The organism is Candidatus Desulfosporosinus nitrosoreducens (assembly GCF_030954495.1).
Classification (GTDB): domain Bacteria; phylum Bacillota; class Desulfitobacteriia; order Desulfitobacteriales; family Desulfitobacteriaceae; genus Desulfosporosinus; species Desulfosporosinus nitrosoreducens.
Map to the genome: position 1 here is coordinate 95,667 of NZ_JAVHUW010000070.1, position 16,973 is coordinate 112,639.

Below are 16,973 nucleotides of genomic sequence, written 5' to 3' on the forward strand. Positions count from 1 at the left end.
AACACGAGGAGGATAAACGATGAAAATTTTGTCTAATATGAGCGGTCTGATTAATAATATTTTAGTCGCTGAAGGAGAAGCGGTAAAATCGGGAGATGTGGTAGCTGTTATTGAATCCATGAAGATGTTGATAGATATAAAGTCCGAGGATGCAGGTACTGTAACGAAAGTCAGCTGTCAATTGGAAGAGTTTGTGCAGGAAGGGCAAGTATTGTTTGAGCTAAGTAAGCCAAGTTAGACCTGAAGTTAAAGGGGAGACGTTATGTTTAAGAAAATCCTTGTAGCTAATCGCGGGGAAATCGCGCTGCGTGTGATCCGGGCCTGTAAAGAATTGGGCATTCAAACAGTGGCTGTATTTTCCGAAGTTGACCGGGATGCCCCGCATGTAAAAATGGCGGATGAGTCTGTTCTGATTGGCCCCGCCTCAAGTTTGAAGAGCTACCTTAATATAGCAAATATCATTAAGGCCGCAGAACAGGCCGGTGCTGATGCAATACATCCCGGGTATGGCTTTTTATCCGAAAACCCCAGCTTTGCCGGAATTTGCGAATCAAGCGGCCTTGCTTTTATTGGACCTTCGCCTGAAGCAATTGAAATAATGGGGGATAAAGCGAAAGCGCGTCAGAAAATGATTGAAGCTGGAGTTCCGGTGGTACCAGGCTCGCGGTCGGTAATCATGGATGAGGAAACGGCGGCAGCTTTAGGTGAGGAGATCGGATATCCGTTGTTGATTAAAGCCTCCGCCGGCGGCGGAGGCAGGGGGATGCGCATCGTCCGGAATGTTTCGGAATTAGCCCAAGCAGTTCAGAGCGCACAAAAGGAAGCTCAAATGTTTTTCGGTAATTCTGAAATATATTTGGAAAAATATATGGAGACCGTGCGTCATATTGAGTTCCAGATTCTGGCAGATAAGCAGGGGAATGTCATTCATTTAGGAGAAAGGGATTGTTCGCTGCAGCGCCGTAATCAGAAGTTATTGGAAGAGGCTCCCGCCAGTGCCCTGACGGCGGAGCTTCGGTCAGAAATGGGTTTAGCCGCGGTTAAGGCAGCAAGGTCGGTTGAGTATTCGAGTGCCGGAACTGTCGAATTTTTGTTGGATAAGAACGGTAAGTTTTATTTCATGGAAATGAACACCAGAATTCAAGTGGAGCACCCCGTGACTGAACTCATTACAGGAATCGACTTGGTGAAAGAACAAATTCGGATAGCGGCGGGAAAGCCTTTAAGCTTCAAGCAGGAAGATATTCAAATTTCCGGTTGGGCCATCGAATGCAGAATCAATGCCGAGAATGCGGAAAAGAATTTCATACCCTCACCAGGCACAATTGGGATTTACCAAGAGCCTCAGGGGGCCGGGGTTCGTGTTGATAGTACCGGTTGTGAGGGATACTGCATTTCCCCGTATTACGATTCTCTGATTGGCAAGCTTATCGTTTGGGGAGCAAACCGGCAAGAAGCGATTCAAAGATTAGAAAGAGCGTTAAAGGAGTATGCAATTGAAGGAGTTCCAACAACAATTCCCTTTCATTTGAAAGTGATTGCCAATCCTTTCTACATTAGAGGTGAAGTTCATACGGATTTTATTGAGCGCCGGATGCAAAATGATTAATTTGACTTTACTTCATAATGGCCGGGTGGCTTGGGGTGACACACTTTTCTTATCCTGTATAAACGGAGCAGCTCCGGAAGATGTGTTCCCGCCTGATAAGGTAAAACGAAGGAGGTAGGGTATGTTTGGTTTGACTGAAGATCAGAAGTCAATACGTGCAATGGTGCGGTCCTTTGCCGATGAGGTCGTAGAGCCCGGGGCGGAAGAACGTGACCGGACGGGGGAATTTCCTCTGGAAATAGTTAAAAAGATGGGCGAACTGGGACTTTTAGGATTGCCATTTGCTGAAGATGTGGGAGGGACCGGTGGAGACACGGTCAGTTATGCTTTAGCGGTTGAAGAACTATCCCGAGTATGTGCCTCCACTGGGATTACCTATGCAGCGCTGCTATCCCTGGGGATAAGTCCAATTTACTATTTCGGAAGTCCTGAACAAAAAGAAAAATACTTACCTGACTTATTTAGGGGCAAGTATTTGGCTGCCTTTGGTTTAACAGAGCCTGGAGCGGGCTCTGACTCGGGCGGTACGAGGACGAAAGCCCGTAAAACGGATAAAGGGTGGGTTCTCAACGGTTCGAAATGTTTTATTACCAATGCAAGTTATTCGGGCGTTGTTACTGTAACGGCGGTTACCGATCCTTCATTGGGAACACGTGGAATAAGCTCCTTTTTGGTTGAACCGGGTACTCCTGGATTCCAGATTAACACGCCTTATGAGAAAATGGGCCTTCGCGCCTCCAATACTACTGAGCTTGTTTTTGAGGATGTGGAAATTCCGGCGGAAAATCTCCTAGGTGAGTTAAACAATGGTTTTCGCCAATTTATGAAGATCTTAGACGGCGGCAGGATTAGCATTGGAGCAATGGGAGTGGGTATTGCCCAAGGTGCCCTTGATAAAGCTTTGAAGTATTCTATGGAGCGCAAGCAATTTGGGCAAACCTTAAGCAAATTTCAAGCTATCCAATTTAAACTGGCGGACATGATAACCCAAACCGAATTGTCACGTCTGATGATTTTACAGGCGGCTAGCCTTAAGGATGCCAACCTGCCTTTTGGTAAAGAATCGGCTATGGGTAAACTGCACGCCTCAGAAACTTCAGTCAAGAACTCGCTTGAAGCTATTCAAATTCATGGTGGTTATGGCTATATGAAAGACTATCACGTAGAAAGATATCTGCGCGACGCAAAGCTGCTGGAAATCGGGGAAGGGACGTCGGAAATTTTACGCATAGTCATTGCTAGAAAAATGGGTTGTCGGTAAATACTTTTCCTATTTATGATCGAATGTAACAGTATATAGTAAGTTAGAAGAGGGCATAATATAAGTTAAAATATCAGAATATTCATTATAGTTAGATTATTATTCTCTGTAACTCATTTGTGGAGCAAAAAGCGAGGGGTGTTTTATGTATATTGAAGAGTATCGCCAAAAGTGCGTCTCTGCTGATGAGGCAGTAAAAGTGGTGCGCAGTGGAGATTGGGTTGAGTTCAGTTGGGCTGCAAATATGGCATGCTTGTTAGATGAAGCCTTAGCCAGACGTAAGGAAGAACTGCATGATGTGAATATTCGTGCGGCTGTACTTCTAAAGCCGTCAGCTATTTTGGAGAGTGATCCCCTGGGAGAACATTTTACTTGGAATAGCTGGCACCTTAGCGGACGCGAACGGAAATTAGTCCAAAATGGTCAAGCCTATTATATACCTATCAAATATTCAGAGGTGCCTCGGTGGCTCCGCGAGAATTTACAGACAGATGTGGTCGCAATTCAAGTCTCTCCAATGGATGAACATGGGTATTTTAGTTTTGGGGTTACAATTTCTCACTATGCGGCGGCCATTGAAAAGGCACGAGCCGTTATTGTTGAAGTTAATGAAGATATGCCCAGTATTCATGGTGGGTATGACCATTCGGTTCATGTTTCAAAAGTAGATTATATTGTTGAAGGAGGGCATAGAGGATTACCTGAATTACCTTCAACTCCTCCCTCTGAAAAGGACAAAATAATTGCCGCTTATATAATGCCTGAAATTAAGGACGGAGCCTGCATTCAGTTGGGAATTGGGGGCATGCCGAATGCCTTAGGACAAATGATTGCTGAATCGGGTCTTAAGGACTTAGGTATTCACACAGAAATGTTAGTTGACGGGTTTGTAGACATGGTTTTGGCCGGAAAAGTCAATGGAACGTGTAAACAGTTGGACAAAGGCAGAATCACTTTTTCTTTCGCAGCGGGGACGCAGAAGCTTTATGATTTTATGAAAAATAACCCGGCGTTGGCGGCCTATCCGGTGGATTACACAAATCACCCCTGTAATGCTTCGCGCAACGAGAACCTAATTTCCATTAACAGCTGTTTGGAGATCGACTTGACCGGTCAAGTCTGTTCTGAATCGGCCGGCTCCAAGATGATGAGCGGCTCCGGTGGCCAGCTTGATTTTGTAGAAGCCGCTTACTACTCAAAAGGAGGTAAAAGTTTTATCTGTTTGCCTTCCACGTATAAAGATAAACAGGGACAAACCAGGTCGCGCATTAAGGGGCTTCTGACCTTGGGAGCAGTGGTTACAGATACCAGGACGACCGTTCATTACATCGTCACGGAGTATGGAATGGTCAATCTTAAAGGGTTGTCGACTTGGCAGCGGGCGGAAGCTTTAATTTCAATTGCGCATCCTGATTTTAGAGAAGAATTGATTGCTGAGGCAAAGGAACTCAAGATTTGGCGTCAGAGTCATTGAAGACTTTTCCCGGCAGATGCTGTAGTCGGAAGTTTTCCGGTTTACAAGCCGAATGCCTTGGGGTTTGAGTGTATGAACAAATGTTTCCTGTTTAGCATCATGTTGGCGGCGATATAACGCTGCCACTAATTAGAACGGACGTCAATGATTTGGTCTACGCCACTATCATTTGAAATGGAAACAGCAACTCTTCAATTGCTTTTTTAGGGACATTTTTTCTAGACGTTGCAAAAAAGACCAACGGGTTTAGGTCTCTGCTGGTTTATTATTAATCTTCTTTATAAATAACTCCGCTAATATGACTGGAGGGGTATTGCTGACATAATTATCATTATAGGGAAAGTTCGGGGGCATATTTATCCGTATTACTTAATCTATTTCTTTATGTTCCTTATTTCTTTCATGGGTTTTTGCAGTTATTTTTAGTTAGGTTATCCTATTGAATTTGGTAAGAAGTCTACGCTTCTGGCTAATCATGCCTTATAATTTATAAAAAGAGAGCCAAGTTCTTTGGTGACTTGACCCTCTTTTGCAAGTACAAGTTAAACTAATATTTATATTTTGGGCCAAACTATCTCGCCATTTTTAAATAATGGACTAAATTCAAAACATCTTAATCTATCAAGCTCAAATGTGAAAGTAGTCCATATTGATTCACAGAATAGTGTTTCATAGAAGTCATAATCTTCATATTCGATATTTTTATACCCCCTGTTTATCAGAAAAGCTTTGATTTCCATTTGTTTTTGCCAATTATTTTTTGATTAAATAATGTTACTTCAGGATTGTAGACTTCGATTGAGTATAGTTTTGAATTTTCTTTTTGATCAAATTTAACTTTGAATTGTATATCATTGTAATGATATACAATTCCGTCGTCTTTTTGCTTTTCACTAATTTTATTAGGTTTTCCCAAACATTCCTTTACTTCTTCTTGTGACATACCAAAGATTAAATTATCTAGTCCAACTCCAATCTTAATGTCCATTTATTATATTACCTCCAGTGGGGTTTCACCGATTTTTTCTTTTGTGTGGTCAAAAATCGTCCAATTCCTGCTGCATAATAGCGGAACTGCAGGAAATTACAACCCTGTCTCTGTAGCATTGTTAAATTCTGAGTCATTGGCAATGTTTCTGGAGTTCTTAGATGTTTTTGAGCTTTGACACATGTGCGTAATTTTGGCTCTGCTTAGCCCATGGGTTACGCCTAGTGCAAAAAAGAAGAGCCGAGCCCGATATGAACTTGACCCATTTTTTAGTAAAGACAAAGTGATCCTCCTAAATAAATTCAACATACGTGCATGGGTTCTGTATAACCTTACAGCTGGTAGGGAAATCCATAAGGTCGGAAACCGAATTATTAGTTGCAAATTCACCGTTATTTAGAATATTCTTATGTCAAAGGGTATTTGTAGTTCACACTTCATTGTTTTAAGTCATCTTTTTTGCGGTTTCTAACCTACCATTTTGACATTTCTTCATTCATTTATCAAAAAATTGTAGAAAGGAGTTGGCTGCTCCTTACATGGTAATGTTTCAGGTAAATATTTTTCAATGACCTTTTCCGTTTCAACTTCTACAGGAACTTTAAACAATCTTGAATAAATCTCAGTTCCTGATTTAATTTCACCATCATAAAGACGCTGGCAGTTCAATGAATCAACAAATTTACACTTAACTAATTGACCATATGGGTTATGATACTCCATTTCATTTTCTTTTGCCATTTTATCAGCTTGCCTATATGCGTGTTCAGAAGTTTGAGCTCTTATAACAACTATTTGCTCTTCATACAGCTTGTGTTGGCTGTCATAATGTTCATCTATTTTATCTTTATTTGGTTCACCTGATATAGTACTTTCAAATAGCAATTTAATAGAATACCATTCCCAATTTGAATTTTTTTCTTTATTTTTACTGAAGTTTTGCACTTTTTAAACCCCTGTTTCTCTAATTTCTGCAGGAAATACAACCCCGTCTCCGAATCAAAGCGATAACCTCGATAAGTGTAAGCATTGTTAAACCCTGGGTCATTACCAATGTTGATGGAGTTCACACTGTCATCCTTAACACTAATAATATTGCCATAAGGATCATAAACATACTGCCTGTACACCGCACCATTAGCATCCGTTACCGCTGTTACATCCCCTTGAGTGTCATAGTGATAGGAGTAATAGTTATTGACACCATTTTGATTCAGGCGTACACCCAGCAGCTTCCCGTCCGAAGATCTCAAGCAGAGCGCGGTAATCGTTGAATCAACTGTTTCATACATCAGCTGACCCTGGAAATAGTGGTAAAGCGTCGTTTTACCGTTAGTCGTTTTACCGTTAGCCGTTTTACTCAGCCGGTTGCCGTCGGCATCATAGGTGTAACCGGAGCCGCTTTTGGAGGTATCGGCCTTACCGGTCTGAGTCCCTATGATCCCCAATATCATTATAAGTGTAGGCATCCTGAGTTTCATCATGATTGTTACGGTTAATCAGTTGGTCTCCGTCATCATAGATCATAGAGAAGCTCTTACTGTCTGCCGTGACTGCTGGCTTGTATTTTACTGGTCATCGCAGTACCGTAGGCTTTGACGTCGTGGTTGGCTTGCTAGTCATAGGCGCCGGAAAACTGAATCTGATGTACATTGTCCATGGACATAGAGTTGAAAAAGAGTCAAGTCTTTTTTGGACTTGACTCTTTGAAGATTTGTTCATGATAACTTGAATTTACGTTAAAAGGTTAATTTAGATATAAAATGTTTTGAGTAATAATCAATTCAAAACCCAATCATGAAATTCTTTTAGAAGTTCTTCTAAATTTAAAGGTCCTCCATACCCTGTGAATTTTCCATTTTCGATTTTACAAACTATCCAATCATTTTCTGTTCTTAATTCCTTGATAGATTTAAATTCTCTATCTTCGTATTCTGTATCGATCAAGTTTATCACTAAGCACCAACCTGGGTTGTCAAGTGTTTCAATTTTGATACCTTCCATGTGTTCCCAAAGTCCATCACATTGTTGATTATACCAGCTTTGGAGCCAAGTTAAAAAGTTCATATTCCTATCCTCCTTTATCAAAAAATATTGGCATATCTTCCAAGAAAGGCATATCTGGCATTTCTTCGGGCAATGCAGGTCGAATCCCTCCAGCTGTCTCAGGATCATGAATATGTGGTGTAGGAACGTCTACGCCACTATCATTCGAAATGGAAACACCAACTCTTCAATTGCTTTTTTATGGACATTTCTTCAAGCCACTGCAAAAAAGACCAGCGGGGTTAGGTCTCCGCTGGTTTATTATTAATTTTCTTTTCTATAATAACCCACTAAGAGCAAAAGATGACTTCGAAACCCTTCCCCGAGATCATACTGGTAATGTTGCCAGACAGGTATTAATTGGTAATTTCATTAGAAGATCGTAGAGTCCGATTCTTTTAAATACTATCTTTTAACCATTTACTGTTATGAAGAGGAACGCTCTTAAAGTTATGGATTAACCAAATCTGTAAATAAACAATGGAATACTTTAACGTTACCTTGTTCAATTAATTCCGTTTCAACCCCTTCTACAATTGTATTAATGATTTCTGTGGATAGCTCAATATATCCTTCCAAATTCATCAAGTTCTGTAAACGAGCAATGCTATTTTCTATTTCGATTGAGAATTCATTTAACGTTTTAAAACTCCATCGCTGAGATGTTACATCATAATGGGTTTCTTCAATAAAAAAATAATAATACTTGGCTAATATGCTGATAAATATTCTTAGATCTGTTCTGGTTCCACCGAGTAACCTCATCAGCTGAACATCATCATCTAAAATCGGTTGGTTATCATGCAATAGAACTTTAAACTCAAAACAATTTGAATCTTGGAGACTGGTCCAATTAGCTATTGCGTACTCTAATAAGACATTTTTGAGTTTTGTTTCCAACTCAAGTATTAATGTGTGATCTTTAAGGTATTTATCACGGGATTTAATAAGTCTTTTAAATTGTTTTGATTCTTTATAGTTAGATTCATTAAATTTTTTTCCTTCCGGGAAAAAGAACAAAATTGTCTTCATTACATCAAATATCACTCCCGATTGTCTCCTTTATCAAAACGTTTATTTGTCAATAGTTTCTTTGCTTTTATGGCATCCCTAACTCCTTGTTCCGCCAATTTAGTAATTTCATCAAGGGTTTTATCCAGCATATCGCCTGGAAACTCACGATTGATTGCTCCTTTTTTATTCTTGGCAATGTTAATGGAATTCCTGCTGCCATTCTTAACACTAATAATATTGCCATAGGGATCATAAACGTACTACCTGTACACCGCACCATTGGCATCATAGGTGTAGCTAACAATTACCTGACCACCGGTGTCCTTGACTGTTGCCAAATAAGTTAAGGCATTGGTTCCTAGAGCTGGCATAAGCTCATGTTGGTAATGTTACTGACCGGATCATAGTAGTAACTTCCTTGGAATACCGTAGATCCCGACTCCTTAATCGGCTTTAAGTCAGTCGATTTAACCCCTCGGTACCACTCTTGTAGGTGCATTACCAATAATAAACCTTAAATCATTAGAACTTGATTCTTTTCTAAATTCATCAATTAAAATATCCGTAACTTCATTGAACCCTTTAACACTAAGACAACGAATAATAAATTTCTTTTGGTTTTCATAATCAGTTTTTTTAGATACGATAACATTGTTGGTATTACAGACTTATCCCTGGGGCCAATTTTCATTAAATTCATGTGTCCATCAATATCGTATCTTAGGTTGCGTATATCTTGAACAAGGTTTTCAATATTGTATTGTCTCATGGAATACCTCCAAGTGATTTTAGCTTTGACGCAATCTAACATTTTTAGCTAAGAAACTCAGGGAATAATTGGTGTTTGAATAAGAAAAGTTTCAAGTTGTTCATTAAGTTGTTTCACTAAGTGCAATATCCCTCAGTAAAAACCTGCCAATTCTTGCTATACAATAGCGAGAATTCAGGAAATACACCCCCGTCTCAGACAATTTTCTTTGCAAAAAGGCAGTGAAACTCAAGATTAGTTACCAAATCTTTTATACGTCATAAAACATACACTATCTGCGGTAAAAAGAAACTGCTTCACTGGTATTTCTATAGTTAGAATCTGTGCGTATAATTCCTAAAATAGCACCATCTTTAGTGCTAATTGTTCTGCCTAACAGAATTGGAACGATTCGTTTTCATTAGCAAATCCACCTTCAACCTGTCCGTGATTTTCCTTCAACAATACCCTATTCCAGTGTAGCAATTACCAAATCTATCCCTTACTATCGGAAAGCCCCTGATCCAGAGGTAAGGTACATAAAAAAAGACCAACGGGCTTTTTAAGTCTGATGGTCTTGGGATCAGGTATTATAACAATTATTATTAATTTAAGTTTCAACTCTCAAGTTTAATTACTAGTTCTTAACACTACCAAATGAAAGTATATGAAAATCTATGCTTAATCCAAAGCTCGCTAATTTAAAAATAATATCATTATTTAGTTGAAATCCTATCTGGCCAAAATCTGAACGTAGATAACAACTAATGATTACTTTTTCATATTGCTTGCTTGCTTCATAAATATATTTTTTATAAGGTAGTAAATTGTCAAGCATTAAAGATAACTGAGAAAAAATATCGTTGTTATCTGTTATGCTAATTTCATATAACCATACATCATAAGGAGCTTCAATATTCTTAAACTTACCAACCATTTGGCCCCTCCTTATAATTTTGGTCGGTTCAATAAGAATTTCACTTTCTAATTCACAAAAATCAAGCTTTAAGTCACTAATACTAAAAGCAAAACTTCCTGAGAGATCCATAAATGATACCTACTTTCCTAAAAATTTCTTTAATTCTTGTGCATAGTTTATTAACTGTTTATAAGTGAAATTGTCACTCGGTTTCATTCTAAGTTCTGCCTTTAGTTCATGGATATATTCACCGAATAGATTTCTGTCAATTCCTACCTGTCTGGCTGCATCGTCTACCATTTTTAAATCTGACTTTTTCGCAAATAGTTGCAAGTCCATATCTAAGAAAGATTTTTCAGAGGCCTCACCTAATTCTTCAAAGAAAGCAGAGCCTTCTTCTTCAATTTCGGGTCCATATTCTTCCGCAATCATAAACAAGAAGATTGCAGCTTCTGGTATCAAGAAAATAAAATGTTCGCTAGGATCAACATAATTTACCGGGTTTCCTCCACAATAGGTGTACTTATTAAGGGTATTTGGGTTTTTTACATCACCTGTGAACGTATCCTTCGTCAAAAACCGTCCAATTCCTGCCGCATAATAGCGGGACTGCAGGAAATACAACCCCGTCTCCGAATCAAAGCGATAGCCCCGATAAGTGTAAGCATTGTTAAACCCTGGGTCATTACCAATGTTGATGGAGTTCCCGCTGCCATCCTTAACACTAATAATATTGCCATAGGGATCATAAACATACTGCCTGTACACCGCACCATTGGCATCCGTTACCGCTGTTACATCCCCTTGAGCGTCATAGTGATAGTAGTAATAGTTATTGACACCATTTTGATTCAGGCGTACACCCAGCAGCTTTCCGTCCGAAGATCTCAAATAGAGCGCTGTAATGGTTGAATCAACCGTCTCATACATCAGCTGACCCTGGAAATAGTGGTAAAGCGTCGTTTTACCGTTAGCCGTTTTACTCAGCCGGTTGCCGTCGGCATCATAGGTGTAGCTGGCGATTACCTGACCACCGGCATCCTTGACCGTTGTCAAACGGTTCTCCGCATCATAGCCGTACTGATAGTTCGTTCCATACATGGCCACGCCGGTCAGATTGCCATTAGCGTCATAGCTAAACCCGGAGTTGGTAATCCGATTATCCGCATCATAGGTGAAGGTCTTGGTTCCCAAGCCCGGTAAGCTCATGCTAGTGAGGTTGCCGGCCGGATCATATTGGTAACTTCCCTGGAATAGCGTAGATCCCGATTCCTTGATCACGGCCTGAGTCAGGCGATTTAAGGACTCAGTGCCGCTGTTATAGGTGTAGTTCTCACTGAAGCTGGTCCCGGACGGCCGGGTTCCAGTCACCGTACTGATTCTTCCGTCGGCATCAAAGCTATACTGGCTGGACCAGAGGGGATTGAGGATGGTGCCGCCTTTGGAGGTATCGACCTTACCGGTCTGAACCCCTGTGACCTGTCCGGCCTCATTATAAGTGTAGACATCCTGGGTCCCATCAGGATTGTTGCGGTTAATCAATTGGTCCCCGTCATCATAGATCATAGAGAAGCTCTTGCTGTCCGCCGTGACCGTACTGGGCAAGCCGTTGCCGGTGTAGCTGAAGCCGTAAGCGACGGAAGCTCCGCCATAGGTCAGGTTAAATTGAGTGATCCGGTTCAAGGCATCGCGGGTCAGGGAAGTGCTGGACACGGTTCCCAGATTACCGTCCGAGTAGCCGATCAGATTGCCGATAGCGTCGTAGCTGGCCTGAATTTCAGAAGTCGGTCCAGTCCCTGAGGTCTTGGCATCCGTGGGCCGGCCTTCCCGGTCATAGGTGTAGGTGTATTTTTCACCGCTGGAAAGCTGCACCTGACTGACATTATCCACGGAGTCGTAACTGAAGGTTTCCGAACTGCCATTGGGCAGTACCTTAGAGGTTAAGCGGCCGCCTTCATCATACTTATAGGTTGTTACCTTGCCGTCGGCGTCCGTCTCCGTCGTCAGATTGTCCCGAACATCATAAACAAAGGAGCTTTGGTCGTAGGTGTTGGCCCCGGCTTTCAGGTTGCTGGCGGTGACATTGCCGTCGGCGTCCAGAGTGTAACCAGCCTTGCTGCCGGCGTTATCCGTCGCCGAGAGCAGGCGTTCCTGTTCGTCATAGGTGTACTGCATCTGTTCCCCGCTGGCAGATTTCACGCTGAGAGGCTGACCATAGGCATCGTTGACCAGGGTAGTTTGACGGCTCATGGGGTCCGTGACACTCGTCACGTAGTTGCTCTGAGCATCATAGCCCGTCTGAGTCACCAGATTGCCCGGGCTTAAGCGAACGTCGTCAAACCAGGCTGTGCCGGAAGCATTGGTCAGCTCCAGGCGAACCTTGGCTGTCCCGCTGACCGTGGGTTTAAAGGAGAAAGAATATTTCGTCCAGGGGGTCGTAGGGTCGGCCGTGGTGTCGGTGACCGGATAGGGCATAGTATAGTCGGTTTGATTGTGGCTGCTGTCTGTGACCAGGACGTGGATTCGCGCACCCCCGCCGCTGGCCGCGGTAATGCCGCTTGTTCTGATAAAGCCATAAATCGTGTAAGCTTGTCCGGCGTTCAAAGTAGGGGAGGTCTGGGATTCCAAATAGGAGGTACCGGAGGTAGAGCGGAGGACCCTGGCATCGTAAGTGTCCGAGAAGGCATGGGGAGTGCCATCCGGCTCCCGGCTGCCGTCGTTGAAGATAAGGGCGTTGCCGTCGGAAGGGTTCCAGCGGGTGTTGCCGCGGATAAAGGAGGAATTCTCCAGGAAGTTATACCCTCTGGCCTGAGGACTTTGTTCGAACTGAATATTGTCAAAATAGCCGTCGTAAGGCCCATAAGTGACCGCCATGACTTTGGCGTAGGCCGCCCCACTGGGGGGAGTGATATTGGCGGCAATATAACGCTGCCACTGATTGGAGCGGGCGTCAAAGTAGGTTTGAGTTTGAGGTGAGCCCACAGGCAATTGACGATAACTGGAATCATACCAGTAAACATTGATGCAGGCCCCGGCGAACGAGCCGGAACTGCCGCTGGCTTTCAGATAAGCGCTGAGAGTATAGGGGTTGCCGTTCACGGGAATATAATCCGTCCACTGGTAGGCGTTATAATTGCTGCCTGGATTAACGTGCAGAACATTACTGCCGCCGAAAGGAGCCGTGGCGTCCCATTCCACCTTATTGGAGACAGTGCCTGTCGGTGAATTGGCGGTCCAGTCGGTAGGTTGGGAAGCAGTGGCACTTTCGAAACCGCTGTTATACACCCGGTTGTCGGCAAGGCCCAGCTGATTGGACTGGGAGGTGAGATTACCGGTGCCGGGATCATACATATAGGCTGTGGAGTTCATCGTCTGGTTGACATAGGTGTCCTCATTTAAATTGCGGGGGTCCCAGACGTTGCTGACTGTCGTGTTGTCCGGCTCAGTCAGGTTCTGTAAATGGTTATAATAATAGTCCATTTGAGAGGTGTGGTTCAAAGGGTCTGTCGTGGTGAGCAGGTTTCCTAAAGAATCATAAGTGTAGATATAACTGGCGTAGCCTTTTCCTTCCTTCTTATTCTCCATTTGATTGGGGGTGGTGAGGCTGCGCAAATGGTCCGCGGCATCCCAAACCATCTCGGTGACGGCTTCCTTGGGACCGTGGGGATCTTGAGTCACGATGGCTGGGGTCCCGTAATTGTTGTTCTCGTATTCCGTAAGTTCCCCGGAAGCCTTGGTTACCCAACAGGCTTGGTAGTGGTCATCGCCCGTGCCATCCGTACCATATCTAAACTCTGTGTGACCTTGGAAATCGGTGGCTGTGGCGCCGTCTTGAAGCTGAATGCCGTCAAAATAGGCATCCCCGCCGAAGCTGTTGGAGTCATGGGTCACTTCGACATACACGTCGACAAACGCTGTCGTGGCGCTGGTGTTGATCGTCAAGGCTTTGCGGGTCCAGTCGATGGTGCCGCTGAGCGGACTACCGGAGGTGTCTTCCCACTTAAGATGATTGCCGCTGCTGTCTAACTCTTCGACATTAAGGTAAGCAATTCCCTGTAAGCCGGCTGTTTTGAGATAGGACGATAAAACATAGGGCGTATTGGGTTGAACGGACATCCGCTGCTTGGCCCACAATTTGCTCGTACCGCTGGTGCCTGCCTGGTAGACACTCTTAAGGTCGAGGCTGTGCCCGGCGTACTTGGCAGCGTCGCTGCTGACCTGAACCTTTCCGGCATCTTGAGTGACAGAAGTCGTCCAATGATCGGGTGCAGTTCCATCCGCGCTGGCCTCAAAGCTGGGATTGACCAGGTCATTCACAGGGCCGGAGCTAATCAGACGATTGTTGGCGTCATAATACAAATAGGTTTTGGTCCCGTTTTTGTTGGTGAAGGAAAGCAGGTTGTGATAAACGTCCCACTCATAACGAAGGGTTGAGGTGCCGTTGGGGCTATTGTCATAGGTGACACTGTTCAGATAACCGTTCGCATAGGTGTAAGATGTCTTTGTTTTTTCGGGTTCTGCTGAGGTCGTGATCGAGTTAACGGTGCCGTCTCCATTGAGAGCAAGGGTTGTCGTTCTGTTGGAGGGGTCTGTTACCATCACCTTGTTACTGGGATAGCTCACGGTAGTGGTGTTGCCTTTACCGTCCTCCAGTTTTATAAGTTTACCGCTGCTGTCAAAGGTTAAACTGGGAAGCTTCGCCGAATACTTGCCCGTCTCGCTGTTGGCTTCTTGAATATGATAAACCAGAGGCCCGCCGCTCGTATCCATATAGAGCTGAACCGGATAGTTGTCCGGCCTGGTGTAAGTCTGTCCGTCACTATTGAGAATAAAGGGCCTTTCCGTGCCGTTCGAATCTAAGAAGACAACGGCTCCGCCCTTAAAAGCAAGCTGCATGTCCAGATTGGAATTCCACTTCTGGCCAAATAATCCCTTAAAGGTGCCGCGGCTGTTATAAGTCCTGGTGACAGTGGCCGGAATTCCCCGGCCCGGCAAGGAAAAGTCCGTCACGGAGCTGATAAAGTTTCCGTTCATGGTGTTGACGGAACCGCCCTTAAGGTTTGCGTAGCTCCAATAAGGATTGGAACCGAGTTCGTCCGTAATATAGGTGATAGAGAGCAAAGGGCTGAGGGTGCTGCCATAGTCGGGATCATTGCTGCTGATAAAAGAATAGGCAGGGTGGGCGGAGGTTTCATGATTTTTAGCCGGATCTGCAGAATAGGGAAATTGAACCATAAATCCGTCATTCTCTTGGGGAGAAAGATCGCCGTTCCCACTATTCAGCCAGCTCTTCACGATGGACCAGACGTTGAAAGTGATCCAGCCTGTAGTATTTCCGGCCACCTGGGCGACGGTTTGTTCACTCACATCAAAGGTTGAATCGACGGAAGGCTGGTTGGCCCAAGTGACGGAGTAGGGCCAAGGGGAGGTAACCCGGGCGATATCGATTTCTTCTGAAGTGGCCGTTGTGGTATTGCGTTTATTTAGTTGCAACGTGGCATCGGTCGCGATAGCCCCGGCGGGCAAGACCGGCAGGGCAAATTTTAATAACGTGCGCGCAGCTCCGCCGTTATCCCAGCCAATATTAAGATTATTGCTGGTGTAAAACTGGGTATTGGGGGCGGCTGAGTTAACGTAGGTATCGAGTCCGGTAGACCCGATATAAGTGGGTGGAACAGAAACCGTGGTGATAGGAGGATCTATAACAACTGGAAAAGATCTGCTGGGATCAGCGATCCAAGCCGCGTCAGGGGTGATGGTGACAGTATAAACGTTGGAATTTTTGGTAGGTGTTAAGCTCATGGTAACAGCTTGACTCGTCTCCTGATGTTGATCGGACATATAAGGGCGAGGAATAACAAATTTGGTGTTTCCGCTTTTCGCATCGTTGACGGCCAAAGAGCCATCCTTCTGAGGCGTTATAGTTAAGCCGGTGACCGTCAATTGGAAAGTGAAAGAAGCAGGGGCTGAGGCGTTTTTTACGATAATATTTTCTTTAAGACCGTCAGAAAATGGTTGATATTGTAGATCCGTGCTCTTAAGAATATCCGGGAAGATCACGGAATTTGTGTCGTTGGTAGCTGAGCTGTTAGCAGCATTGTCTAAGGTCCAGGACAAGGAACTCGTTTTGTCCGGCTTGACTTCAGCCAGGTAGGGCGCTTGAGAATTTTTAGCGAAATGGGGATGGAAGGGATTGGCCTGACTGCTCGTAGCAAAGGCCGGGTCATCGGAAGATGAGGTTATCTTGTTGGAAATATCCTGCCATGTTCCATTGGCATCCTGGTAATGGCGTGAAGCATAAGACGTCTCGGTGGTGTAACTGCCATCACTGTTAAGATAGGTTTTGCTGTGCTGGTCACGCTTGTCGACGAGTTCAGTGACTCGGGTTACATTTTTATGCAGAGTGGCACTGGGTGGCTGAGCAGCGATACCTGAAGCCCTGTCGCCGGAAGCGGTCAAAGAAGCGGCCAGAGCAGTTTGAGGCGCAACGGCTAGAATCGTGATGCTGAAAGCAAGAAAAAGCGATAGCCATTTAGAGCGTCTTCCTATCAAAAAAAGTCCCCCTTAATAAATTGTGATCGATCTGTGAATTTTTTGGGGTGAATCTGTGATTGATTATAACGGAAGACTTTTTTTGAGTAAAATGCAAATTGATCCTTAAAGTTAAGAATTAATCCATTAATGCTACATTAAACCAATTAAATTTTTAATAATTAAGCTTAAAAGAAAGGTTTTATCATGAATTATAGCTTTAAGGACTTGAGAAAAAATTGATATTGATTTTTTTGAAAAATAACTCAAACCAATAAGATGTTAATTTGGATATATCAGCTAAATGTATTGGTGAGATCCTCCTCTGCTAAAGCTATTTCTCCAAAATTGCTAAAAATACCAACCCTATTTAATTGCTTTTT

General features: G+C 43.6%; 11 protein-coding genes. 4 read left to right on the top strand and 7 right to left on the bottom strand.

Going from position 1 to position 16,973, the window contains the following annotated elements; all coding sequences use genetic code 11:
* Window positions 1-19: 19 nt before the first annotated feature.
* The 4 genes from REC12_RS19615 to REC12_RS19630 all read left to right on the top strand — a co-directional run bounded on the left by REC12_RS19615 (window position 20) and on the right by REC12_RS19630 (window position 4,344).
* Entirely contained in the window at window positions 20-238 is a 219-nt protein-coding gene (locus tag REC12_RS19615) for an acyl-CoA carboxylase biotin carboxyl carrier protein subunit (protein ID WP_308897422.1), read from the top strand.
* Window positions 239-262: 24 nt separating this feature from the next.
* A complete protein-coding gene (gene accC / locus REC12_RS19620) occupies window positions 263-1,609 on the top strand; it encodes an acetyl-CoA carboxylase biotin carboxylase subunit (RefSeq protein WP_308897424.1) in 1,347 nt (448 codons plus the stop codon).
* A 121-nt stretch (window positions 1,610-1,730) separates the two neighbouring features.
* A complete protein-coding gene (locus REC12_RS19625) occupies window positions 1,731-2,870 on the top strand; it encodes an acyl-CoA dehydrogenase family protein (protein WP_308897427.1) in 1,140 nt (379 codons plus the stop codon).
* Window positions 2,871-3,015: 145 nt separating this feature from the next.
* Window positions 3,016-4,344 (top strand): acetyl-CoA hydrolase/transferase family protein, encoded by a 1,329-nt coding sequence (locus tag REC12_RS19630; RefSeq protein WP_308897429.1) that lies wholly within the window; start codon window positions 3,016-3,018, stop codon window positions 4,342-4,344.
* A 718-nt stretch (window positions 4,345-5,062) separates the two neighbouring features.
* On the opposite strand, the gene REC12_RS19635 is transcribed toward REC12_RS19630, so the two are convergent.
* The 7 genes from REC12_RS19635 to REC12_RS19665 all read right to left on the bottom strand — a co-directional run bounded on the left by REC12_RS19635 (window position 5,063) and on the right by REC12_RS19665 (window position 16,611).
* Complete coding sequence (locus REC12_RS19635) at window positions 5,063-5,332, bottom strand: hypothetical protein (protein WP_308897431.1); 270 nt, start codon at window positions 5,330-5,332, stop codon at window positions 5,063-5,065.
* A 492-nt stretch (window positions 5,333-5,824) separates the two neighbouring features.
* Complete coding sequence (locus tag REC12_RS19640) at window positions 5,825-6,217, bottom strand: DUF4288 domain-containing protein (protein WP_308897432.1); 393 nt, start codon at window positions 6,215-6,217, stop codon at window positions 5,825-5,827.
* On the bottom strand, window positions 6,169-6,801 hold the full coding sequence (locus tag REC12_RS19645; protein WP_308897433.1) for an RHS repeat domain-containing protein: 633 nt from the start codon (window positions 6,799-6,801) through the stop codon (window positions 6,169-6,171). The genes REC12_RS19640 and REC12_RS19645 overlap by 49 nt, the downstream gene beginning before the upstream one ends.
* Before the next feature lie 310 nt (window positions 6,802-7,111).
* Window positions 7,112-7,399: an immunity 53 family protein gene (locus tag REC12_RS19650; RefSeq protein WP_308897434.1), complete on the bottom strand. Its 288-nt coding sequence runs from the start codon at window positions 7,397-7,399 to the stop codon at window positions 7,112-7,114.
* Window positions 7,400-7,828: 429 nt separating this feature from the next.
* Window positions 7,829-8,425 carry a hypothetical protein gene (locus tag REC12_RS19655; protein ID WP_308897436.1) on the bottom strand — a complete coding sequence of 199 codons (597 nt, stop codon included), beginning with the start codon at window positions 8,423-8,425 and terminating at the stop codon, window positions 7,829-7,831.
* Between the two features lie 1,352 nt (window positions 8,426-9,777).
* On the bottom strand, window positions 9,778-10,188 hold the full coding sequence (locus REC12_RS19660) for a DUF4279 domain-containing protein (protein WP_308897438.1): 411 nt from the start codon (window positions 10,186-10,188) through the stop codon (window positions 9,778-9,780).
* Window positions 10,189-10,197: 9 nt separating this feature from the next.
* Entirely contained in the window at window positions 10,198-16,611 is a 6,414-nt protein-coding gene (locus REC12_RS19665; protein WP_308897440.1) for a DNRLRE domain-containing protein, read from the bottom strand.
* Between the last annotated feature and the right edge of the window lie 362 nt (window positions 16,612-16,973).